General features: G+C 65.9%; 22 protein-coding genes. 15 read left to right on the top strand and 7 right to left on the bottom strand.

Translation table 11 applies throughout. The features are described from left to right. Positions 1–6 precede the first annotated feature (6 nt). The 4 genes from rsmD to ACLB6G_RS15030 all read left to right on the top strand — a co-directional run bounded on the left by rsmD (position 7) and on the right by ACLB6G_RS15030 (position 4,381). Positions 7–570: a 16S rRNA (guanine(966)-N(2))-methyltransferase RsmD gene (rsmD, locus tag ACLB6G_RS15015; RefSeq protein WP_410357007.1), complete on the top strand. Its 564-nt coding sequence runs from the start codon at positions 7–9 to the stop codon at positions 568–570. A 109-nt stretch (positions 571–679) separates the two neighbouring features. Next, positions 680–2,038 carry a M16 family metallopeptidase gene (locus ACLB6G_RS15020; RefSeq protein ID WP_410357008.1) on the top strand — a complete coding sequence of 453 codons (1,359 nt, stop codon included), beginning with the start codon at positions 680–682 and terminating at the stop codon, positions 2,036–2,038. Then, on the top strand, positions 2,035–3,411 hold the full coding sequence (locus ACLB6G_RS15025) for a M16 family metallopeptidase (protein ID WP_410357009.1): 1,377 nt from the start codon (positions 2,035–2,037) through the stop codon (positions 3,409–3,411). Before ACLB6G_RS15020 ends, ACLB6G_RS15025 begins: the two co-directional genes overlap by 4 nt. 7 nt (positions 3,412–3,418) lie before the next feature. Next, the gene (locus ACLB6G_RS15030) at positions 3,419–4,381 is read left to right on the top strand and encodes a patatin-like phospholipase family protein (RefSeq protein WP_410357010.1); all 963 of its coding nucleotides are present in this window, start codon (positions 3,419–3,421) and stop codon (positions 4,379–4,381) included. Positions 4,382–4,393: 12 nt separating this feature from the next. Here ACLB6G_RS15030 and ACLB6G_RS15035 read toward each other — a convergent pair whose 3' ends face one another. After that, the gene (locus ACLB6G_RS15035; RefSeq protein WP_410357011.1) at positions 4,394–6,235 is read right to left on the bottom strand and encodes a monovalent cation:proton antiporter-2 (CPA2) family protein; all 1,842 of its coding nucleotides are present in this window, start codon (positions 6,233–6,235) and stop codon (positions 4,394–4,396) included. 137 nt (positions 6,236–6,372) lie between these two features. Between ACLB6G_RS15035 and ACLB6G_RS15040 the strand changes: the two genes are divergently transcribed. The 6 genes from ACLB6G_RS15040 (at position 6,373) to lpxK (ending at position 11,954) form a co-directional block, all read left to right on the top strand. After that, a complete protein-coding gene (locus ACLB6G_RS15040) occupies positions 6,373–7,719 on the top strand; it encodes a TldD/PmbA family protein (RefSeq protein ID WP_410357012.1) in 1,347 nt (448 codons plus the stop codon). After that, positions 7,706–8,506, top strand: coding sequence for an inositol monophosphatase family protein (locus ACLB6G_RS15045; RefSeq protein WP_410357013.1), 801 nt, complete (start codon positions 7,706–7,708; stop codon positions 8,504–8,506). The genes ACLB6G_RS15040 and ACLB6G_RS15045 overlap by 14 nt, the downstream gene beginning before the upstream one ends. Before the next feature lie 79 nt (positions 8,507–8,585). Beyond that, positions 8,586–8,825 (top strand): DUF4170 domain-containing protein, encoded by a 240-nt coding sequence (locus ACLB6G_RS15050; protein ID WP_410357014.1) that lies wholly within the window; start codon positions 8,586–8,588, stop codon positions 8,823–8,825. Between the two features lie 14 nt (positions 8,826–8,839). Beyond that, positions 8,840–9,601: a lysophospholipid acyltransferase family protein gene (locus tag ACLB6G_RS15055; protein WP_410357161.1), complete on the top strand. Its 762-nt coding sequence runs from the start codon at positions 8,840–8,842 to the stop codon at positions 9,599–9,601. Then, positions 9,598–10,923, top strand: coding sequence for a lipid IV(A) 3-deoxy-D-manno-octulosonic acid transferase (gene waaA / locus ACLB6G_RS15060; RefSeq protein ID WP_410357015.1), 1,326 nt, complete (start codon positions 9,598–9,600; stop codon positions 10,921–10,923). Before ACLB6G_RS15055 ends, waaA begins: the two co-directional genes overlap by 4 nt. After that, complete coding sequence (gene lpxK, locus ACLB6G_RS15065; RefSeq protein ID WP_410357016.1) at positions 10,920–11,954, top strand: tetraacyldisaccharide 4'-kinase; 1,035 nt, start codon at positions 10,920–10,922, stop codon at positions 11,952–11,954. The genes waaA and lpxK overlap by 4 nt, the downstream gene beginning before the upstream one ends. Positions 11,955–11,970: 16 nt before the next feature. Here the strand turns inward: lpxK and ACLB6G_RS15070 are convergent, their stop codons facing one another. The 5 genes from ACLB6G_RS15070 to ACLB6G_RS15090 form a co-directional block, all read right to left on the bottom strand. After that, entirely contained in the window at positions 11,971–12,198 is a 228-nt protein-coding gene (locus tag ACLB6G_RS15070) for a DUF2093 domain-containing protein (protein ID WP_410357017.1), read from the bottom strand. A gap of 67 nt (positions 12,199–12,265) precedes the next feature. Next, the gene (gene mutL / locus ACLB6G_RS15075) at positions 12,266–14,116 is read right to left on the bottom strand and encodes a DNA mismatch repair endonuclease MutL (protein ID WP_410357018.1); all 1,851 of its coding nucleotides are present in this window, start codon (positions 14,114–14,116) and stop codon (positions 12,266–12,268) included. 51 nt (positions 14,117–14,167) lie between these two features. Further along, on the bottom strand, positions 14,168–14,557 hold the full coding sequence (locus ACLB6G_RS15080; protein WP_410357019.1) for a group II truncated hemoglobin: 390 nt from the start codon (positions 14,555–14,557) through the stop codon (positions 14,168–14,170). Positions 14,558–14,561: 4 nt separating this feature from the next. Further along, complete coding sequence (locus ACLB6G_RS15085; protein WP_410357020.1) at positions 14,562–15,548, bottom strand: SLAC1 anion channel family protein; 987 nt, start codon at positions 15,546–15,548, stop codon at positions 14,562–14,564. A 96-nt stretch (positions 15,549–15,644) separates the two neighbouring features. Next, a complete protein-coding gene (locus tag ACLB6G_RS15090; protein ID WP_410357021.1) occupies positions 15,645–16,124 on the bottom strand; it encodes a MarR family winged helix-turn-helix transcriptional regulator in 480 nt (159 codons plus the stop codon). Positions 16,125–16,337: 213 nt separating this feature from the next. On the opposite strand from ACLB6G_RS15090, the gene ACLB6G_RS15095 reads away from it, so the two are divergent. The 5 genes from ACLB6G_RS15095 (at position 16,338) to ACLB6G_RS15115 (ending at position 21,255) form a co-directional block, all read left to right on the top strand. Further along, positions 16,338–16,817, top strand: a complete 480-nt coding sequence (locus ACLB6G_RS15095; protein ID WP_410357022.1) for an Lrp/AsnC family transcriptional regulator — start codon at positions 16,338–16,340, stop codon at positions 16,815–16,817. 210 nt (positions 16,818–17,027) lie between these two features. After that, a complete protein-coding gene (locus ACLB6G_RS15100) occupies positions 17,028–18,077 on the top strand; it encodes a TRAP transporter substrate-binding protein (RefSeq protein WP_410357023.1) in 1,050 nt (349 codons plus the stop codon). 133 nt (positions 18,078–18,210) lie between these two features. Then, complete coding sequence (locus tag ACLB6G_RS15105) at positions 18,211–19,260, top strand: TRAP transporter substrate-binding protein (protein WP_410357024.1); 1,050 nt, start codon at positions 18,211–18,213, stop codon at positions 19,258–19,260. A 148-nt stretch (positions 19,261–19,408) separates the two neighbouring features. Continuing rightward, positions 19,409–19,933: a TRAP transporter small permease gene (locus ACLB6G_RS15110; RefSeq protein ID WP_410357025.1), complete on the top strand. Its 525-nt coding sequence runs from the start codon at positions 19,409–19,411 to the stop codon at positions 19,931–19,933. Then, complete coding sequence (locus ACLB6G_RS15115; RefSeq protein ID WP_410357026.1) at positions 19,930–21,255, top strand: TRAP transporter large permease; 1,326 nt, start codon at positions 19,930–19,932, stop codon at positions 21,253–21,255. The genes ACLB6G_RS15110 and ACLB6G_RS15115 overlap by 4 nt, the downstream gene beginning before the upstream one ends. Before the next feature lie 100 nt (positions 21,256–21,355). Here the strand turns inward: ACLB6G_RS15115 and ACLB6G_RS15120 are convergent, their stop codons facing one another. Next, positions 21,356–23,134, bottom strand: a complete 1,779-nt coding sequence (locus tag ACLB6G_RS15120) for a SulP family inorganic anion transporter (protein ID WP_410357027.1) — start codon at positions 23,132–23,134, stop codon at positions 21,356–21,358. Positions 23,135–23,248: the final 114 nt, after the last annotated feature.

Genomic DNA, 23,248 nt, shown 5'->3' on the forward strand with positions numbered 1-23,248 from the left:
TGACCCATGCGCATCGTCGGCGGGCGGCTGAAGGGCAGGGCGCTTGCCGCGCCCAGGTCCAACGCCATACGCCCGACCACGGACCGCACCCGCGAGGCGCTTTTCAACATCATCGCCCACGGCCATGACGACGTGCTCGACGGCGCCCGCGTCCTCGATCTCTTTTCCGGGACCGGCGCGCTGGGCCTTGAGGCCCTGTCACGCGGTGCGGCCTTTGCGCTCTTCGTGGAACAGTCGGCGGAAGGCAGGGCGTTGCTGCGCACGAATATCGAGTCGCTCGGCCTGCAGGGCGTGGCGCGCATCTTTCGCCGCGACGCCACCACGCTGGGCGCTGTCGGCACCATGCAGCCGTTTTCGCTGATGTTTGCCGATCCTCCCTATGGCAAGGGGCTGGGCACCCTTGCGCTTGCCGCCGCGCGAACCGGCGGCTGGCTTGCGCCCGGCGCCCTGTGCATCGTCGAGGAAGCCGCCGGCGCACCGCTCGAATGGCCAGGCTTCGACCTTGTCGACGAGCGCCGCTGGGGCGATACCGTGATGCGGTTCCTGCGTCTGTCCGGCACGCCCGCCTGACCTTTCATTACGAAGATTTCATCTGCCGCGCATTTCTTGTGCCTTCACTTGGCCCTATCTTCGTGCACAGCTTCGCCAATCCGAACGGCCAGAGGGAGACAAGCTAGCCATGGCGGTCATTCGCAAAACCATGCTCGCGGCGCTTGCCGGCGCCGCCCTTCTGACAGCAGCGCCCGCCACCGCGGCAGACGGCAGGTCCGAGATTTCGCGTTTCATGCTGGACAACGGCCTGGAGGTCGTGGTGATCCCGGATCATCGCGCGCCCGTGGTCACGCACATGCTCTGGTACAAGACCGGCAGCGCCGACGAGGCGCCCGGCAAGTCCGGCATTGCCCATTTCTTCGAGCATCTCATGTTCAAGGGCACCAGCAACAATCCGCCGGGCGCGTTTTCGCGCGCCGTCTCGGAGATCGGCGGGCAGGAAAACGCCTTCACCTCGGACGACTACACCGCCTATTTCCAGAAGGTGGCACCCGAGGCCCTTGGCACCATGATGGCCTTCGAGGCCGACCGGATGCACAATCTCATCCTGACCGACGAGGTGATCGGGCCGGAGCGCAACGTGATCCTGGAAGAGCGCGCCATGCGGGTCGACAACAATCCGTCCTCGCTGCTCTCCGAAGAGATCGACGCCACGCTCTACCAGAACCACCCCTACCGCATTCCGGTCATCGGCTGGAAGCAGGAGATCGAGAAACTCAACCGGGCCGACGCCATCGAGTTCTACACGCGCTATTATGCGCCGAACAATGCCGTCCTCGTGGTGGCCGGCGACGTGACGCCCGAAGAGGTTCGCGCCCTGGCCGAGGAGACCTATGGCCAGGTGCCGCGCGGTCCGGACCTGCCGCCGCGTCTCCGGCCGCAGGAACCCGAGCAGAATACCGCCCGCGTGGTGACGATGCGCGATCCGCGCGTCACGGTGCCCAGCTACCAGGTCAACTGGGTCGTGCCGTCCTACAATACCGACGAGGGGCTTGAGGCCGAGGCGCTCGATCTGCTGGCCGAAATACTGGGGGGCGGAACCCGGTCCAGGCTCTATCAGGAACTCGTCGTCAAGCGCGGCATGGCTGCCAGCGTCGGCGCCTGGTACCAGGGAACGGCGCTCGACGACAGCCGCTTCGTTGCCTATGGCACGCCGCGCGGCGAGACGGACGTCGAGGAACTCCAGCAGGCCATCCTTGCCGAGATCGCCCGGATCGAAAGCGGCGGCGTGACGGAGGAGGAACTGGAAAAGGCCCGCAACCGCTTCATACGCCAGATGATCTTCTCGCGCGACGACCAGTCGGGCATGGCCCGCATGTATGGTTCGGTGCTGACCACGGGCGGCACGGTGGAGGATATCCAGACCTGGACCGACCGGATCAGGCAGGTGACGCCCGACCAGGTCCGCGACGCGGCCCGCCGCTGGCTCGACGAATCCCGGTCCGTCACCGGACTGCTCCTGCCGGAACGGGAGACACGGTCATGAGGAAAATGACGATGCGCAATCTTGCTCCTGCCCGGATTGCCGCCGGCCTGGCCGCAGCGGTCCTGATGCTTGCCCTGGCCACGCTGCCGGCGAAAGCGGAAATGAAGATCCAGGAAGTGGTCTCCGACACGGGCATCAAGGCCTGGCTGGTGGAGGACTACACCGTCCCGATCGTCACCATCCAGATGGCTTTCGAGGGCGGGTCCACGCAGGATCCGGAAGGCAAGGCCGGCATGGCCAACCTCATCACCGGCCTTTTTGACGAGGGCGCCGGCGACCTGGACAGCGATGCCTTCCAGGAGAGACTGGACGATGTCGGCGCGGAGATGAGTTTCTCCCAGAGCCCCGACAGCATTACCGGCTCCATGCGCATGCTGGCGGAAAACAGGGACGAGGCGCTCGACCTGCTGCGTCTCGCCATCACCGAACCGCGCTTCGATGCCGAGCCGGTGAACCGCATCCGCGAACAGATCGTTTCCGGTATCCAGTCGGAAGAACGCGACCCGCGCACCATCGCCGCCATCGAATGGAACAAGGGCATTTATGGCGAACACCCCTATGCAAGGCGCAACGACGGTACGGTGGAGACCCTGCGGGCCATCACCCCGCAGGACCTCAAGGCATTCCACAAGGCGCAGTTTGCCCGTGACAATCTTTTCGTCGGCGTCGTCGGCGCCATCGACGCACAGACGCTGAAAGCCGAACTGGACAGGCTGTTCGGCGGCCTTCCGGCGAAAGCCGACCAGAAGCCGGTCGGTCCCGCCAACCCGAAGTTCGGGCAGCGCATGGAAGTGACCTATGATCTGCCGCAGACGTCGATCCGCCTCGCCTATCCGGGCGTCAAGCGCGACAATCCCGACTTCTACGCGGCCTATGTCATGACCCATATCCTTGGCGGCGGCTCGTTTTCCTCGCGCCTGTATGACGAGGTCCGCGAGAAGCGCGGCCTTGCCTACGGCGTCGGCGCCTGGCTTTCCCCGCGCGACTATTCCGCCGAACTCCAGATATCAACGGCGACCCGTTCCGACCGGGCCCAGGAGACGCTCGACGTGATCCTGGAGGAGGTGCGCAAGATGGTGGAGGAGGGCCCCACGGAAGCGGAACTGGAATCGGCCAAGAAATACATCATCGGCTCCTACCCGATCGCCAATTTCGACAATTCGCGTGACATCGCGCGCACCCTTGTCGGCATCCAGCAGGAGAACCTTGGCATCGATTACATCAGCAGCCGTGCCGGGCACATCAACGGCGTCACGCTTGACGAGGTCCGCGAACAGGCCCGCAAGCTGCTGACGGCCGATCCGGCCATCATGCTGGTCGGTCCGAAAGGGGCAATCGCCGGGTCTCCCGCCGCGCCCGCCAGGGACGGGTGAGGCGGTCATGGCGGGGAAAAGGCGGGCGGGCGGAAAGAAGGCCGCGGCGGCGCGGGCGCCGGTCGAAATTGATTCCGGAAAGGCGCTGGACCTGCCGCGGATCGGCATCGCATTTGGCGGCGGCGGCGCGCGGGGGCTGGCCCATATTCACGTGATCAAGGAACTGGATGCCCTTGGCATCCGTCCGGCAGCGATTTCGGGCTCCTCCATTGGCGCGATCATGGGGGCGGCCATGGCTGCCGGCATGACCGGAGAGGAAATCGAGGCGCATGCCCTTGCCGTTCTCGCCGATCGCGGCGAGGCGGTCGCGCGCCTCTGGCGGGCACGCCCGGCCAGCCTCGGCGCCATGATGGAAACCGGCATCCGCTTTTCGCAATTCAACGTCGAGAGCATCCTCAAGGCCTTCCTGCCGAATGACATCCCGCATCGTTTCGAGGACCTGGAAATTCCCCTGACCGTCACTGCGACGGACTATTTCGGCCACAAGCTGTGCCTGTTCACGAAGGGCGACCTGCGCAATGCGGTCGCGGCCTCGGCGGCCATTCCCGCCGTGTTCCGGCCCGTCAAGCGGGACGGCATGACGCTGATTGACGGCGGCATCTACAACCCGCTTCCCTTCGACGTTTTCGGTGACAGCGTTGACATGGTCATCGCCATCGATGTCGTCGGTGGCCCGGAGGAGACCGGCGGCAACCCGTCCTCCATCGACTTCATGTTCGGCGCCACGCAGCTCATGATGCAATCCATCATCGCCACCCGGCAGAAGGCGCATCCGCCGGCCATCATGCTCCGCCCGCCGGTCTCGCGGTTCCGCGTCCTCGATTTCCTCAAGATCCGTCAGGTCCTGAGCGTCACCGAGCCCGTGCGCACCCAGGTGCGCGAAGCCCTCATCGAGAAACTGCCGCAACTGGCCGGCCGGGCCAAGGCGCTGAAAGCGCAGTCGGAGCCGCCCGAGGCCGAACCGGCCTGAGCCGGCCGGGCGTCAGGCATTGGCGCCGATGGAATGGGGATCGGCAGGCTTTTCCGGTTCGCGTCCTTCCGGATCGTCGTCCAGCCGCCGGCCTTCGCGGGCAGGCTTGATCAGCGGTTCCGGCGAGACCGGCCGCGTGTGCAGCTTGTCCCGGCCGGCATAGATGCCCTCCACCTGCTGGATGGCGAGACGCTCCTCGTCGCGCTTGCGGACATCGTCCTGGATTTCCAGTGCGCGGCTCTCGTCCACGCCGAGCGCCTCGATGGTCCTGCGGCCGAAGAGCAGGCCGGACTCGAAGGTCTCGCGTGCCTCGTAATCGACCCCGCGCGCCCGCAGCGCCAGCGTGTGGGTGCGGTCATAGGCCCGCGCGAAGATCTTGGCATTGGGATATTCCGACTGGATCAGATCGACGATCCGGTCGGTGATCTCGCGCTTGTGTGTGCAGACGGCCACGATCTTGGCGCGCCGAATGCCGGCCGCCTCCAGCACGTCCTTGCGTGTGCCGTCACCGAAATAGATCCGGAAGCCGAACTTCTGTGCGGCGCGCACGCGGTCGGCGGAATGATCGATGATGGTCACGTCCCGGCCGCTGGCCAGCAGCATCTGCGAGGCGATCTGGCCGAAACGCGAAAAGCCGACCATGAGGACATCGGCCCCGGCCCCGTCGAAATCCTCGTCCATCTCCTCCGCCACGGCGGTGTGCACCAGCCGCCGTGCCAGCATCATGGAGACCGGGGTCAGCGCCATGGAAAGGGTGACAATGGCTATCAGGATCGAGGCTGTGGAACTGGTGAATAGCCCGCTCGTCGCGGCGATGGAAAACAGCACGAAGCCGAACTCCCCTCCCTGCGGGATGAGCAGTGCCACGCGCACCGCGTCATTGTGGTCGGAACCGAAGACACGGCAGAGCAGGTAGTTGATGGCGGCTTTCAGCGCGAGCAGGCCGAATGTCGCGCCGGCGATGAGGAACAGGTTGTCACGGATGACCGCCAGGTCGACCGACAACCCGACGGCGATGAAGAACAGTCCCAGCAGCAGGCCGCGGAACGGCTCGATATCGGCCTCGAGTTCGTGGCGGTAGCTCGATTCGGCCAGCATCACGCCGGCCAGGAAGGCACCCATGGCCATTGAGAGCCCCGCCCATTGCAGCAGCATCCCCGATCCGATCACCACGAACAGCGCGGCCGCGATCATCACCTCGCGCGCGCCGGTATTGCCGATGAACCGGAAGGCCGGGTTGAGCAGGTAGCGCCCGGCCAGGATCACCCCGGCCACCGCCGCGATGGCGATGGCCGCGTCCATCCAGCCATTGCCCGGTGCGTCCGGCGCATAGGGCGCCAGGAAGGAGGCCAGCGCCAGCAGGGGCACGATCGCCAGATCCTGGAACAGGAGGATGGAAAAGGCGGTCTGTCCCCAGCGTGTATTGGTCGCCCCGTCGTCTTCCAGAAGCTGCAGCGCGAAGGCGGTGGACGACAGCGCAAGGCCGAACCCGGCGATCAGCGCGCCATTGGCCGACAGCGTTCCGGCCAGCGACAGGAGCCCGTAAATGGCCATGCCGGCGCCCAGCACCTGCGCCAGGCCAAGCCCGAAGATGGCGCGCCGCATGGCCCACAGCCGCGCCGGTTTCAACTCCAGCCCGATGATGAACAGCAGGAAGACGACACCCAGTTCCGCGACGTGGAGGATTTCTTCCGCATCCGCGATCAGCCGGGCGATCGGCCCGATGATGATTCCCGCTGCCAGGTAGCCGAGCACGGTGCCCAGCCCGATCCGCTTGAACACCGGCGCGGCGATCACGGCGCCTCCCAGCAGCAGCAGGGCTTCTGCGAAGAGCGATGTCGATTCTGTGGCCATCGTCTGGTCTGGATTCCCTTGATTGCCCCGGCGCCATTGATTGTTGCAGGCCGCGCCAATAGATGGAACAGGAAACTTGATACGGCTGGCCGGGTTTCGCCGCAGCCGTGGCAGGATCGCCGAAGCAAGGAAAGACCATGGGACAGTCCGCGGGCGGTATGCCCGAACTCGAAACACGCGTCCAGGCACTGGTCGAAGCGGCAATGAAGGCCGGCGCGGATGCCGCCGATGCCGTCGTGGTGCGCGGCGGCTCGACTTCCGTGTCGGTGCGGCTCGGCAAGGTCGAGAACACCGAATCCTCGGCAAGCGATGACGTGTCCCTGCGCGTCTTCTGCGGCCGGCGGGTGGCCAGCGTGTCCGCCACGACCGGCTACGACGCGGCCCGCCTGGCCGAGCGCGCCGTTGCAATGGCCAAGGCATCGCCCGAGGATCCCTTCGCCGGCCTGGCCGACCCTGACCTGCTGGCGCGCGACATCCCTGATCTCGACCTGTTCGATTCCACCGAACCGGCGCCGGAAAACATGACCGAAACCGCGCTCGCCATGGAAGAGGCGGCCATGGCGGTTCCCGGCGTGACGAACTCGCTCGGCGCCGGCGTTTCCGCCGGTTTCGGCGGCCTGGTGCTTGCCACGTCGCACGGCTTCCTCGGCAGCTACCAGTCGAGCCGGTTCTCCCGCTCGGTCTCCGTGCTGGCCGGTGAGGGCAGCGCCATGGAACGCGACTACGACTTCTCCTCGCGCCAGCATTTCACCGACCTCGAAGCGCCGGAGGACATCGGCCGCAGGGCAGGGGAGCGGGCGGTGCGCCGCCTCGGCCCGCGAAAGGCGAAGACCGGGCCGGTCGCGGTCGTCTTCGACCCGCGCGTGGCGCGCGGGCTGGCCGGCTCGCTGGCGGCCGCCATCAACGGTGCCGCCGTCGCCCGCAAGACATCCTTCCTGCGCGACCGCATGGGCCAGCCGGTGGCCTCTGCCGCCATCACGCTGACGGACGAGCCACGGCGTGTGCGCGGGCCTGCCTCGCGCCCCTTCGATGGGGAAGGCGTGGCTGGCGAGCCGCTGGTCATGGTGGAAAAAGGCGTGCTGCGCCACTGGTTCCTGGCGTCTGCGGCCGCGCGCGAACTGGGACTGGTGACAAACGGGCGCGGCGCCCGGTCCGCGTCCTCCGTCTCGCCCACCTCCACCAATCTTGCCATCGAACCCGGCGACGCGACGCCGCGCGATCTCATCGGATCGCTGAAATCCGGTTTCTACGTCACCGAGGTCATCGGCCAGGGCGTCAACATGGTCACCGGCGACTATTCGCGCGGCGCCTCCGGCTTCTGGATCGAGAACGGCGAACTGGCCTGGCCGGTGTCCGAGGTCACGATCGCGTCCAACCTCAAGGACATGTTCATGGCCATGACGCCGGCAAACGACATCGACCGGAGTTTTTCCACCGCCGCGCCGACCCTTCTCGTGGAGGGCATGACGCTTGCCGGCGAATGACGGAAAACTGCTGGAACTGGATGCCGACCTGGCGCTCCTGCGGGATGCCGCGGAGGAAGCCGGCCGGATCGCGATGCGCTATTTCCGCCGCGACCCCGAGGTCTGGATGAAGGCGGGCGATTCGCCCGTCACCGAGGCCGACCTGGCCGTGGACCGTTTCCTGCGAGACGCGCTGACGGCGGCAAGGCCCGACCATGGCTGGCTGTCGGAAGAAACCGCCGATGACCTGTCGCGGCTCGATGCCCGGCGCACCTTCGTCGTCGACCCGATCGACGGAACCCGCGCCTTCGTCGATGGCCGCGACACCTGGTGCGTTTCCGTCGCCATCGTGGAGAACGGCCGGGCGGTCGCCGGCGTGCTGGACTGTCCGGCGCTGGGTGAGGTGTATGAAGCGACGGCCGGGGGCGGCGCGCGCATGAACGGCATGCCCCTCGCCGTCAGCGCCATGCGCGACGATCCGGTGATCGGCGGTCCGGCCTGGATGACCCGTGCCCTGCCCGGGGAGGTGCGCCAGCGCATGCGCAAGTTCGCCCATGTGCCGTCTCTGGCCTATCGTCTCGCCATGGTCGCCGATGGCCGTCTGGACGGCACGTTTATCCGCCCCGACAGCCACGACTGGGACATCGCCGCTGCCGAACTGATGCTGCGCGAGGCCGGTGGCGCGCTGGCCGGGCAGGACGGCGCTCCTCCGCCCATGGCGACAAGCAATCCGCGCCATGGCAGCATGGCGGCCGGTTCCCCGGCGGTGTTCGGGCAATTGCTGGCGGCCCTGCGATCGCTGTCTTGAAATCGCCGTGGCGTGGTTTCATTTGAACCGCGATTATGCTCTATGCATCGACAATTCTGCCTCTGAAGGATGACATGCCATGACCGATGCTCCGGAAAAGAAACAGCTTCTTCACCTGGTTTTCGGCGGTGAACTGAAGGCGCTGAACAGCACCGAGTTCCGCGATCTCGATGCGCTCGACATCGTTGGCGTGTTTCCCGATTTCCAGTCGGCCCGGACAGCATGGCGGGCGAAGGCGCAGGAGACCGTGGACAACGCGCTCATGCGCTACTACGTCGTCCACCTGCACCGCCTGCTGGAGCCGGACGAAAAGGGCTGACCGGCGTGGCTGCGATGGCCAGCGGTGCCGGTGGACGGGCGGTCCGTGTTCCGGCCATCAAGCGCTTGTGGATCGCGCTGCGCGGCCGGCTGGTCCGGTCGCCGAGCGCGAAACGCCTTCTGGCGCGCCTCGTCTATGGCGGGCTCATGCTGGTCGAGCGCACGAACCGGCCGGTGGCCGGCTCGGTCGAACTGTCCGGTGCGGCGATGCGCCATGGCAGCGTGATCGCCACCACCTGGCATGGCAGGCACTTCATGTTTGCCTGCCTGAACCGGCAACGTATGCCCGCAACGGTCATGGTGTCGCGTTCCGCCGACGCCGAGCTGAACGCCATGGTGCTCCGCTTCGGCGGCATACGCACCGTTCGCGGATCGGGCGGCCGGCCCGGCGTCCAGCAGGCCGGCAAGGGCGGTGCCAGCGCGCTCATCCAATTGAAGCGCCGTCTCGACAAGGGCGAATGGGTGGGCATGGTTGCCAATGTGATCAAGGGCGCACCGCGCGAGGCCGGCATGGGCATCATCACGCTGGCGCGCCTGTCCGGACGCCCGATCCTGCCGCTCGCCTACCAGACGACCCGGCGCAAGGTGCTGGAGAAAAGCTGGGACCTGAGCGTGATCAACCTCCCGTTCGGCCGCGCGGCCGCGATTGCCGGGGATCCGATCCATGTCGCGGCCGATGCCACGGACGAGGACATGGAAGCCGCCCGGCAGCGCCTGACCGACGAACTGAACCGCATCCATGCCCGCGCCGATGCGCTTCTGGACGGCCGGCCATGAGCGACCGTCTCGCCCGATCGATCCTGTGGTCCTATCGCTGGCTGGGCTGGGCGGCCTATCCCTTCGTCGGCGGCTATATCGGCTGGCGCGCCGCCAAGGGCAAGGAAGACCGCCGGCGCCGGCGCGAGCGCTACGGCATCACGCGCACGGCAAGACCCCACGGGCCGCTGGTCTGGATCCATGCCGCCTCCGTCGGCGAGATGAGCGCGGTATCGCCGCTGGCAGAGCGCATTGCCGGACTGGGCGTCAACGTGGTGCTGACAACGGGAACGGTCACCTCTGCTCGCATCGCCGGCGACCGCTTTTCCGGCAATGTCATCCATCAATATGTTCCCCTCGACCTCAAGCCCGCGGTCTCCCGTTTCCTCGGCCACTGGAAGCCGGACCTTGCGATCATCGCCGAATCCGAGATCTGGCCGATGACCATTCTGGAACTCGGCGCGCGCCGTGTGCCGCAGGTTCTGGTCAACGGCCGTCTGTCGGACCGTTCCTTCAAGGCCTGGAGCAAGCGCTCCTGGCTCGCCGAGGCCCTGCTGGAGAACCTCGCCCTCGTCATGGCGCAATCCGACGTGGACGGCGAGCGCTACCGCGCGCTGGGCGCACGTCCGGTGATCGTGACCGGCAATCTGAAGGTCGATACCGAGGCTCCAGCGGTCGACCTGGGAGAACTGGAGAAGCTGACCGCGCAGATCGGTGAGCGGCGCACCTGGGCGGCGATCTCGACCCATGACGGCGAGGAGGTGATCTGCGGCGATGTGCACCAGACGCTCGCCCGCCGCCATCCCGGTCTGCTCACCATCATCGTTCCGCGCCATCCCGTTCGCGCCGACGAGATCGAGAGCCAGTTGAAGGCGAAGGGCCTGAACGTGGCGCGGCGCAGCCGTGGCGACACGGTCGGCGGCCAGACCGACATCCTGCTCGGCGACACGATCGGCGAGATGGGTCTCTACCTGCGCCTGACCGATGTCGTCTTCGTCGGCAAGTCGCTGACCGGCGAGGGTGGCCAGAACCCGCTCGAACCGGCCATGCTCGACGCCGCCATCCTTTCCGGCAAGAATGTCCAGAATTTCCGCGAGAGCTATCAGCGCCTGATCAAGAACGGCGGTGCGAAACTGGTCAAGGACAAGGACATGCTGGCCGGGGCGGTGAACTTCCTCTTCAACAATGACGAGGTGCGCACCACCATGAAGAAGAACGCCCTGCGCACGGTGGAGAGCATGCGCGGCGCCCTGGCGCACACCATGCGCGGACTGGAACCCTTCATCCATCCACTCGTCGTCGAGGCCCGTCTCGATCGCGGGCGCAAGGATGCCGGTGGATGATTGGCGATGCCCCGCCTTTCTGGTGGGAAAGGCCGGGTTGGCAGGCTCTGGCACTGCAGCCCGCCGCCCTGGTCTATGGCCGCGCCGCCGGCTGGATGATGGACCGCGCCCGTCCTGCCGCGGTGCCGCTTCCCGTCCTGTGCATCGGCAATTTCACCGTGGGCGGATCGGGCAAGACGCCGGCGGCCATCGCCATGGCGCAGGCGGCCATCGCAGCGGGACACCGGCCCGGTTTCCTCAGCCGCGGCCATGGCGGCGCGTCGACCCACCCGCACTTGGTCGACCGCGCCCATGACAGCGCCCGTCATGTCGGCGACGAGCCGCTTCTCCTCGCCGCGCACGCATCCGTGGCGGTGACGCCGGACCGCAAGGCAGGCGCGGCGCTGCTGAAGGAGCAGGGTTGCGATTTCCTGATCCTGGATGACGGTTTCCAGAGCCGCCGCATCCATTTCGACTACAGCCTGCTGGTGGTGGACGCCCGCCGAGGGCTGGGCAATGGCCATGTCATCCCGGCCGGTCCGGTTCGCGCGCCCCTCGTCACGCAACTGCGCCATGCCGATGCCCTGCTCGTCATGGGCGATGGCGACGCCGCCGCGCAGGTCGTGCGGCTTGCGGCGCGGGCCGCGCGCCCGGTCTTCCATGCCCATGTCGAGCCGGTCGAGCCGGTGCGCTTCGCCGGCCGAAAATTCGTGGCCTTTGCCGGGATCGGCGAGCCGGAGAAGTTCTACGATACGCTGGAATCCTGCGCGGGATATATCGCCGCCACGCGCAATTTCCCCGACCACCACCTCTATTCCGATGACGACCTGCGCGAATTGCAGGCCCTCGCCGCTTCCAATGGCGCGCGCCTGATCACCACGGCCAAGGATGCTGCCCGCCTCATCGGCGGTTCCGCCCTTGCCAGGACCGTGCTGCAGGAACTCGAAATCCTGGAAGTGCAGACCGTGTTCGACAGCGCCGGCGCGGCCGAACGCATCATCCGTCAGACGATGGAGGCGTTTCGCGAACGCCGTGCGAAGGGTCCGGCCTGACCGGCCCTGGCAGGTTTCAGCGCTTGCGCCACTCCGGATGGGCATCGAGTTCGCGCTGATGCGAGACGATGGCGTCGCGATAGGCTTCCTGACGCTCGACCGACCAGTATTTCAACTCGTCCAGCGCGATCGGCTCGCCGGTGACGGCGCAGCGCACGAACGCGCCCGGCGACAGCACCTGGTAGTCGCCGTCCAGATAGCGGATGCGGGCTTCGCGCGCGCCGGGTCCTTCAAAACGGTTCATGTGAGCCTGCCTTTCCTGCCGATCGTTGACGCCACAAAACCTGCTTCCCGTCAAGGCAATTGACCGTTCAGCGCCGCGCGAACAGCCTTTCGATATCGCTGAGCTTGAGCTCGATATAGGTGGGCCGGCCGTGATTGCATGTTCCGGAACCGGGGGTCGCTTCCATCTGCCGCAGCAGCGCGTCCATCTCTTCCGGTTTCAGCCTGCGGCCGGAACGCACGGACCCGTGGCAGGCCATGGTGGCGGCAATGTGGTCGATGCGCTCCTTCAGCAGGTCCGCCGTCTCGCTGTCGGCCAGTTCGTCGGCAAGGTCGCGCACAAGCCCCGCCACGTCCGTCTCGCCCAGGATCGCCGGCGTCTCGCGCACGGCGACCGCGCCCGGCCCGAAGCGTTCCAGGCTGAGGCCGAACCGTGCCAGCGTTCCGGCATGGCTGGCAAGGCGCTCCGCATCCTCCTCCGGCAGATCGATGATTTCCGGCAGGAGCAGCATCTGCGAGGGAAGCGGGCGGGCATGGATCGCCTGTTTCAGGGCCTCGTAGACAAGCCGCTCATGGGCGGCGTGCTGGTCCACGATGACCAGCGAATCCGCGGTCTGTGCCACGATGTAGTTCTCGTGGATCTGGGCGCGCGCCGCGCCGAGCGGCCGCGCCAGCGTCTCCGCAGGGGCCGGCTCACGGCCCGCGCGGGCGTCACCGGACGGCGTGGCGACCGCGTCAAAGGCTGCCTGCATGGTTTCGCCGAAACCGCCGGGAATGGTCAGCGGCCGGCTGGGCGATGTTGCCGGGTCGAAGGGCGCGGACGGGCGGTCCGCGCGCCAGCCGCCAAGCCCTTGTGAAAACCCGCCGCCGTCACGTGGCGATGCCGCCCCGCTTCCGGGCCGGAATGCGGCCATCATGGCGTCGGCTGCGCTCGACGACGGGCGGATGCCCGCGCCGGCAAGCGCCTGCCGGATCGCGCCGATGATCAGCCCCCGCACCAGGCCCGGATCGCGGAAGCGCACATCGGCCTTGGCCGGGTGCACGTTGACGTCGACCAGCGCCGGATCGATCTCGATGAACAGCGCGGCCACCGCGTGGCGATCGCGTGGCAGCGTGTCGGCATAGGCACCGCGAATGGCGCCCGCCAGCATCTTGTCACGCACCGGCCGCCCGTTGACATAGACATATTGCGCCAGCGCGTTGCCGCGCGAATGGGACGGGATCGAGGTATGCCCGGTCAGCCGCACGCCCTCGCGCTCGGCGTCGATTTCAAGCGCGTCGGCGGCGAATTCCTCGCCCATCACCTGCGCGATGCGGCGGATCCGTCCCGTCAGGCCATCGCCGCAATCGGCCAGTTCGAGCAAGGAGCGGTCAGAGCCGGACACGGAAAACCGGACGGAGGGAAAGGCGATCGCGACCCGCCTGATCACGTCCGTGATGGCCGCGCTTTCGGCGCGCGCGCTCTTCATGAACTTCAGCCGCGCCGGCGTGGCGAAGAACAGGTCGCGCACCTCCACCAGCGTGCCGGGATTGCCCGCCGCAGGGCGCGGTCCCGTCACGCGGCCGCCCTCCACCTGGATTTCCGCGCCGTCGCCGCCATCCCGGGGGCGCGAGCGTATGGTCAGGCGGGCCACCGAGCCGATGGAGGGCAGGGCCTCGCCGCGAAAACCCAGTGAACGGATGTCGAAGATGTCGTCGGAAAGCTTGGACGTGCAGTGGCGCGAGACCGCCAGCGGCAGGTCGGCCGCGCTCATGCCGCTGCCGTCGTCGGTCACCCGGACCAGGTTGACGCCACCACCGGCGGTGACGACCTCGATACGCCGCGCGCCCGCATCCAGCGCGTTCTCCACCAGTTCCTTCACGACCGACGCCGGCCGTTCGACGACCTCGCCGGCGGCGATCTGGTTGATGACGGTTTCGGACAGTTGGCGGATGGTCATCCGCGCTTCATACAGGGATTCGGGTGGGCGAGGCGAGAGCCGGCTTCGTCGCTATCCCTCGCGATTGCGCATGTGGTGGCCGAGCCGTTCCACGTTCTGCCAGATCACGTCGCGCAGTTGTGCCTGCGGAACCGTTTCGTCCAGCGCCTGCCGGAAGCAGGCAAGCCAGCCCTCGATTTCCGCCGTGCCGATCCCGAAGGGCAGGTGCCGGCGGCGCAGCATGGGCGCGCCGCGCTTCTCGATGAAGGTCTGCGGTCCCCCGAGCCACATCATCAGGTATTCGGTGAACTTCTCCTCGCTCTCGGCAAGGTCGGCGGGATGGATGTCGCGTGTCGCCTTCGCCTCCGGCAGCGTGTCCATGAGCGCATAGAAGCGCGCCGTCAGGCGCTCCACCGCGGGCTTGCCGCCGATTGCCTCGTAGAGGCTGGTCTTCTCCGTCACGATGTCACTCCGGCTTGCAGATGTCGCCCCGCGCGATAGCCATGCCGGTTCTGGCGAGCAGCATGGCGATCACCGCGACGAGCACGCCGTAGAGGATCTGCCCGGCCAGGATCAGGCCCGCAACCCCGGCTGCCGCGCCATAGGCCAGGGTCGAGATGGTCAGCGCGGCGAGCGGGAAGGAATAGGCCCACCAGGTGATCATGAAGGGCAGGCGGCTCACCTTGCCGATCTGGGTGGCGAAAATGAGCGCGAACAGGACGCCGCTGTAATAGAGGATGCGCGCGAACGGGTCGATACCGCCCGTCATGCCCTGCCAAGAAACGAAACCGACGGCCGGCGGCGCGATCAGGATCATCAGCGTGGGCATCAGCCGTTCCGGCAGCGGCGCGTGGAAGATCAGGCGGTTGAAGACCAGCGTCGCCAGCACGATCCAGAACAGGATGCCGACGGAAAAGAAGAACCACGAGACTTCCGTATAGCCAAGCCGGATGCCGGCGATGGGAACGAGGATGTTGCCGACGGCGGGAATGAACCACGCCGGGTTCAGGTGCGCGGCTTCGAACGTGCGATGCCCGATCCACGCCGACACGACGGACAGCGTCAGCACGAGTTGCAGCAGCGTGCCCGCCCCCCAGATGATCTCGCCCCATCCCGCATGCATGGGCGTGAGCGCCGTGGCGATCAGGATCAGGCTGATGCTGGCAGCCGGGAAGAAGGCGATCCGCACCGGATGGTTCCAGTCGGCGCGCACGGCCGCAGGATATCTGACCGCCTTGGCCCCGTAGAGCACGGCGATGGCGGCGAAGGCGAGGCCCGTCAGGCCGAGCAGCAGGCCGGGAGCGATCGTGTGCATGCCGCCGACATGCTCCAGCCGCATCGTTGCCAGTGTCAGTCCGGCCAGCCCCATGACGATCGCGAACATGCCCACCGGCACGTGTTCGAGCCTGGAATGGGCTGCGGGAACGGGCGCGGCCGCTGCGAGATCGGACATGATGTACTCCATCAGCTAATATATGAACATATGATAATCTATTGGTCATATATCCGCAAGTGCGACATGTTCGCATTCGCCCGGCAGTGCGCGCTTTCAGTCCCCCGGATCGCCGCGCAGACGCAGGCAGGTCTCCAGCCGTGTCAGGCCCTGCACCAGTGCGTTCCAATCCGCGTCACCCATCTCGGCGACGACGGCGGCTTCGTAGTCACGGGCGAAAGGCGCCAGTTCGGCATGGATTGCCCGCCCGGCCTTCGTCAGTTCCAGGTGTTCCACCCGCCGGTCGTTCTCGTCCGATTCGCGTTTCAGCCAGCCACGCCGTTCCAGCGCCGCCACCGCCCGGCTCACCTTGGTCTTGTGCTGCGAGGAGTGCGCCACAATGTCGCTGGCTGTCGCCCGGCCGAACTGGCCAAGCGAGGCCAGCACGCGCCATTCCGGCCGCGTCATTCCATGGCGTTCGCGATAGATGCGCGAGAAGGACCGGCTGACCAGATCGGCGAGGCGGTTGAGCCGGTAGGGAAGAAAGTCCTCCAGCGCCAGCTCGGTTCCGGTCCCGGAAGGAGGCTTGGTTGTCATGACCGGCGCAGCCCTCATTGTTACAGTTTCAACAGTTGCAATTTCAACAAGCGATCGGGAAAGTCAATGCATCCCGCCGGTCCCTGCGGCGCCCGGAACCTTCCGGCCCTGTTCCGCGCCTGTGCCGGCCCGTTCCCGGTGCATCTGCGGGCTTGCCGTCGCGGCCGCCATTTGCTTCAACTGTGCGAGAAATGCGCGGCTCAGGAGGAATGGGTGGAAGAATCGGGCGCCGTTGACGGATTTGATCGCAAGATCATGGCATTGCTGCAGGAAGATGCGCGCTTGACGAATGCCGAATTGGCCGAGCGCGTTCACCTGTCTCCCTCGCAATGCTCACGCCGCCGCCAGCGGCTCGAGGAAACCGGCTACATTGCCGGTTATGCGGCACGCCTCGACCGCGAGCGACTCGGCTTCGGCTTCGTCAACATCATCTCGGTGACGCTGGCGACGCACAATCGCGACAGCGCCCGCAGGTTCGCCGAACTGGTCCGCCATCTGCCGCAGGTCCAGGAGGCCCATGCGCTGACCGGTGAGATGGATTACCATCTCAAGGTGGTGACCCCGGACCTCAAGGCCCTGTCTGCTTTCGTGAACGACATCCTGCTTCCTCACGAGGCGGTTGCCCATGTGAAAACGGCCATCGTGCTGGAGACGCTGAAGGAGAGCGGCGCACTGCCGCTCGAAATTCGTTGACCGCTTGGACGGTTTATTGAATGATACGCCCTGCCGCCGGATGCCGGCGGAAAAGGGGAAAGGGCAGGGTTGCAGCAGTCTGCGCAATATAATGCATCGACATGAAGTCGAATGTTGCAAAATCCTGCATGAAATGGAATGAATGCAGCCGGAGGCAAGCCTGCTTGTCCCCGTCTGGGAAAAGCTAGGAAACCGTAGGGAGGAGTTCCGGTGAAACCTTTATCTCTGAAATCGCTTGCAATGGCCGCCGTCATCGGCGTGGGCGCCGTCATGGGCACGTCCGTCGCTTCGTTCGCGCAGGAGGTGACGCTCAAGCTGCACCAGTTCCTGCCGGCGCAGGCCAATGTCCCCAAATACGTGCTCGACGTCTGGGCCGACAAGGTCGAGGAACAGTCCGGCAACCGCATCAAGGTGGAGCGCTATCCGTCCATGCAGCTTGGCGGCAAGCCGCCGGAACTCATCGACCAGGTCCGTGACGGCGTGGTCGACCTCGTCTGGACGGTGATCGGCTACACGCCGGGCCGTTTCCCGCGCACCGAGGTCTTCGAGCTTCCCTTCATGGTGACGACCGCCGAACCGGCCTCGCGCGCCTTCTGGGAAATGTTCGAGAAGGACATGAAGGACGAAGAGTTCAAGGACGTCCACATCATCGGCGGCTGGGTGCATGGCCCTGGCGTCATCCATGCCAACAAGGAAGTGCGCGTGCCTTCCGACCTGAACGGCATGAAGATCCGCGGCGCCTCGCGCACCGTCAACATGCTGCTTGAGGAACTGGGTGCCACCCCGGTCGGCATGCCGGTTCCCGCCGTGCCCGAGGCCCTTTCCAAGGGCGTGATCGACGGCACGACGATCCCGTGGGAAGTCACGGCCGCACTCAAGGTCCCCGAACTGGTCAAGAACCACACCGAGTTCAGCGGCCGCGCGCTCTACACCGTCACTTTCGTCCTCGCCATGAACAAGGCGAAGTATGAGAGCCTGCCCGACGACCTCAAGAAGGTCATCGATGACAATTCCGGCATCGAGTTCTCCGCCTTTGCCGGCAAGACGCAGGAATACTATGACGGTCCGGCCCGCGAACTGGCGGTGAAGGCCAACAACAACATCATCACGCTGAACGAGGAAGAGACCGCGAAGTGGCGCGAGGCCGCCCAGCCGGTCTACGACAAGTGGATCGCCGACATGGACTCCAAGGGCTATGACGGCAAGGCGCTGGTCGAGGAAGCCGAGGCGCTGATCAAGAAGTATTCGGGCCAGATGTAAGGTCCGGGCGGGAAGGCGGCCGGACCGGCCGCCTTTCTTCGTTTCCGGATGCCACGGACTTTCGAGAGGGGCGCCTGCGCCCTTCTGGCAAGACCCTGACAGACACCTGATCGCCAACCTGGGGAGGACCGCGATGAAACCTCGTTTCCTGAATACCCTCGCCGCTGCCGCGCTGCTGGGCGCGACGGCGCTGACCGCGGCAACCGGCGCCATGGCGCAGGAAGTGACGCTGAAGCTCCACCAGTTCCTGCCCGCCCAGGCCAATGTGCCCAAGCTCATCCTGGATGAGTGGATCGCCCGCGTCGAGAAGGATGCCGGCGGCAAGCTGGAGATCGAGCACTATCCGGCCATGCAGCTTGGCGGCAAGCCGCCGGAACTGATGGACCAGGTCATGGATGGCGTCGTTGACCTTGCCTGGACGGTCAATGGCTTCACGCCGGGCCGCTTCCCGCGTTCGGAAGTCTTCGAACTGCCCTTCATGATGACCAATGCCGAGGCGGTCTCGAAAGCCTACTGGGATCTCTTCGAGAAAGAGATGAAGGACACCGACTTCAAGGATGTCCACGTCATCGGCACTTGGGTGCACGGCCCCGGCGTCATGCACACCAACAAGCCGGTCGCCACCATGGACGACCTGAACGGAATGAAGTTCCGCGCGCCGAGCCGCGTGGCGACCCAGCTTCTCGAACAGCTTGGCGCCACGGCCATCGGCATGCCGGTGACGGCCATTCCCGAATCCCTGTCCAAGGGCGTGATCGACGGTGCGGTCATCCCGTGGGAGGTCACGGCCTCGCTGAAGGTCCCGGAACTGGTGAAGAACCACACCGAGTTCGCCGACGGCTATGCCTTCTACACGGTCACCTTCACGCTTTCGATGAACAAGGCGAAGTATGAGAGCCTGCCGGAGGACATCCGCAAGGCCATCGACGCCAATTCCGGACGTGAATTCTCCGCCTTCGCCGGCAAGACCATGGCGGGCGCCGATGGTCCGTCGCGCGAACTGGCGGTCAAGGCCGGCAACAACATCATCACCATTTCCGCCGAGGACAGCGAGAAATGGAAGGCTGCCGCGCAGCCGGTCTATGACAAGTGGGCCGCCGACATGGATGCGCGCGGCATTGACGGCAAGGCCTTCATCGCCGAGGCAGAGGCGCTGATCGGGAAATACACGGAAGAAAAGTGACGTCCGGGGCCGCCTGCTATGCAAAAAGTCAATGGCAGGCGGCCGCTTTCAATTGGCGGGAACGGGGCACATGCAGCATGTCTCGCCCGCAATTCGGCTTCAGGCGCGGGGACTGCGCCACTGGCCAGGGTCAAGGGGAGGCACAATGATGGCGCGCGCCATTGAATGGCTGGCTCGCATGCTGGCGCTCCTGGGCGGCCTCGTGCTGGTCGCTCTCACGATCATCACCTGCATTTCCATCGCGGGACGAGCGCTGATCTCGTTCGGGCTCGGCCCCGTGCCGGGCGATTTCGAACTTGTCGAGGCCGGCGTCGCCTTCGCGATCTTCGCCTTCCTGCCATGGTGCCAGCTCAACCGCGGCCATGCCACCGTGGATCTCTTCACCAGTTTCCTGTCGGAGCGGACCAACCGCTGGATCGACCTGGTCTCCGAGATCGTCATGGGCGTCATCATTGTCATCCTCACCTGGAAGCTGAAGGACGGCATGTTCGACAAGATGCGCTATCATGAAACGACATTCATCCTGCAGTTCCCGGTCTGGTGGGCCTATGCGGCCAGCCTTGTCGCGGCGGTGGTCGCCTGCATCATCGCTGTGTGGATGGTGTATGTCCGCGTGAATGAAGTGAGAACCGGCAAGTCCGATTTCGGTCCCGGCCTGGGAGTGCACCATTGACCAATCTCGAAATCGGTATCTGGTCCTTTCCGGTCCTGCTCCTGCTCATTTTCCTGCGCCTGCCGATCGGCCTTTCCATGCTGGTCGTCGGCATGGCCGGTTCGTGGATGGTGAGCGGCTTCAACTGGCTGCCGATCATGGCGAAGCTGAAGAACGAGACCTTCTCGACCTTCTCCAGCTATTCGCTGTCCATCGTGCCGCTGTTCTTCCTGATGGGCCAGTTCGCCACGCTGGGCGGCATGTCCCAGGCCCTTTTCAAGGCGGCGGAAACCTGGATGGGCCACCGCAAGGGCGGCGTCGCCATGGCCGCCGTCGGCGCCTGCGCCGGCTTCGGCGCCATTTGCGGCTCGTCGCTGGCCACGGCCGCGACCATGAGCCAGGTCGCCCTGCCGGAACTGCGCCGCTACGGCTATTCCGGTGCTCTGGCCACCGGCACGCTGGCCGCGGGCGGCACGCTCGGCATTCTCATCCCGCCCTCCGTCGTGCTCGTGATCTATGCCATCCTGACCGAGCAGAACATCGCCAAGCTCTTTGTCGCGGCCTTCGTGCCCGGCATCCTGGCCGCCATCGGCTACATGATCGCCATTTCCATCTATGTGCGCATCTATCCGAAGTCCGCCGGTACGCGCGAGCGCGCGCCCTATTCGGAACACTTCCGCGCGCTTTTCGATGTCTGGCCGGTGCTGCTGGTCTTCCTGCTGGTTGTCGGCGGCATCTACATGGGCTGGTTCACGCCCACCGAGGGTGCGGCGGTCGGCGCGGCCGGCACGGGGCTGATCGCCTTCTTCAATGGCGGCCTGACCCGCAGGACGCTGATGGAATCGATCCTGGCGACGGCGTCGGCGACGGCAATGATCTTCTTCATCGTCTTCGGCGCCTCGATCTACAACGGCTTCCTCGCGCTTTCGCAGGTGCCGCAGGAGGTTGCCGAATGGGTCGTCACCCAGGGCTTCAATCCCTGGATCGTCCTCGTCTTCATCCTCGTGATCTACCTCATCCTTGGCTGCGTCATGGATTCGCTGTCCATGATCCTGCTGACGATCCCGATCTTCTTCCCCATCGTGTCCGGCCTCGACTATGGCCTGACGCCCGAGGAATTCGCCATCTGGTTCGGTATCCTTGTGCTGATCGTCGTGGAGGTGGGTCTCATAACACCCCCTGTCGGCATGAACCTCTTCGTCATCAATTCCATGGCGAAGGACACGCCGATCGCCGCCACCTATCGCGGCGTCATGCCCTTCGTGACCTCCGACCTGGTACGCACGGCAATCCTCGTGCTGTTCCCGTCGATCACGCTCGGCCTCATGCGGCTGCTCTATTGACGGGCAGAAACGTTTCCTGAACACGGAAAGACCGGCGGCGCCAAACGGACGCCGCCGGTCTTCGTTTTCCGGGCCCGATCTCGTCGGGCGAAAAGGCAGCCTATTGCGCCGCCGGGGCCGGGGCTGTGCGCGAAGGGCCCTGCAGGCGTCCGCCCAGTTCGCGCACCGCCTGGTATTGGGTGAGGTAGACCTTGCCCGTCATGTGGTGGAAGAAGTCCGACGTCTTCAGCCGGTCCATCACCGGTCCCTTGACCTCCGACATGTGAAACTTGACGCCGAGCGCCTTGAGCCGTTCGTTGATCGCCTCGATCGATTCCAGCGCGCTCATGTCGATGGCGTTGACCGCCGGGCACATCAGGATCACGTGCTTGAGTTCCGGCCTCTTGGCCACCATGTCGTAGACCTGGTCCTCCAGGTATCGCGCATTGGCGAAGTAGAGGCTTTCGTCGACGCGCAACGTCAGTATGGCCGGGTCCGTCACCACGTCATGGCGCAGCACGTTGCGGAAATGCTCGGTACCCGCCACCTGGCCGACGACCGCCATGTGCGGTCTGGAGGAATTGTAGAGATGGATCAGCACCGACAGCGCGACGCCGGCCGAAACGCCCAGTTCGACGCCGAGAAACAGCGTCACCAGGATCGTGGCCGCCACCGCCATGAAATCGGCCTTGGAATAGGTCCATGTCTTTCTGAGGATCGAGAAATCGACCAGTGACAGCACCGCCACGATGATGGTGGCCGCCAGCGTCGCCTGCGGCAGGAAGGCGAGCAGCGGCGTCAGGACGATGGTGGCGACGGCAAGACCCACGGCGGTCATCGCGCCCGCCGCCGGCGTTTCGGCGCCCGCGTCGAAATTGACCACCGAGCGGGCGAAGCCGCCGGTGACGGGATAGCCGCCCGTGATGCCCGATGCGACATTGGCCGCGCCAAGGCCGATCAGTTCCTGGTCGGGGTTGATGCGCTGGCGCTTCTTGGCCGCCAGCGTCTGGGCCACCGAGACCGATTCCACGAAGCCGATCACCGAGATCAGCACGGCCGAACCGATCAGGCTGGCCCACAGGTCAGGGGAGAAGGACGGAAGGGTCAGCGGCGGCAGGCCCTGCGGCACGTCCCCGACCAGCTTCACGCCATGATCGCCAAGTCCGAAGACGAAGGCGATGAGCGTCGTGACCGCAACGGCGGCAACCGGTCCGGCCTTGGCCAGGATGTCGGCTGTCCGCGGCCCGAGACCCCGCGCGAGCAGGAGCGGTTTCAGCCCCTTGCGTACCCAGAACAGGAAGGCGGTGGAAGCCACCCCGATCACCAGCGTGATCGGGTTGGTCTGCGGCAGGTGCGCGATCAGCGAGACGACGAGTTCATAGAGATTGTGACCGTTCGCCGATACGCCGAGAATGTGCTTGAGCTGGCTTGCCGCGATGATGATGCCGGACGCGGTGATGAAGCCTGAAATGACAGGGTGGGACAGGAAATTGGCGAGAAAACCCAGCCGGAAGGCCCCGAGCAGGAGAAGGAACAGGCCGGACATGAAGGCCAGCGTGATGGCCGCGGCGATGTATTCCGGCGTTCCCGTTGCGGCGATGTTGCCGACCGCGGCCGCGGTCATCAGCGAGACGACGGCCACGGGACCGACCGCCAGCGCCCGGCTGGTGCCAAAAATCGCATAGGCGACAAGGGGCAGGATGGAGGCATAGAGCCCCATTTCCGGCGGCAGGCCGGCGAGCAGCGCATAGGCCAGCGATTGCGGGATCAGCATGATCGTCACGATGACCGCCGCGACGAGGTCGTTGATGGCGGTATCGCGATTGTAGCTGCGGCCCCAGTCGAAGACCGGCATCACCTGCCGCAACCGGCTGGCCGCGACCTTCATGGCATCGTTCATCGTGTCGTGCGCGTCAGGCGCGCCCCCCTTGTTGTCCGGTTGAAGCCGGTGGCGGCGGAGCGGGTCCGTTGCGCCACCTGGCTCAAGGCCGGCCGGGGAGCCCCGTCCGGCGTG

Origin of the sequence: Zhengella sedimenti (genome assembly GCF_046506625.1) — a bacterium.
In the GTDB taxonomy this organism is placed as follows: domain Bacteria; phylum Pseudomonadota; class Alphaproteobacteria; order Rhizobiales; family Rhizobiaceae; genus Zhengella; species Zhengella sedimenti.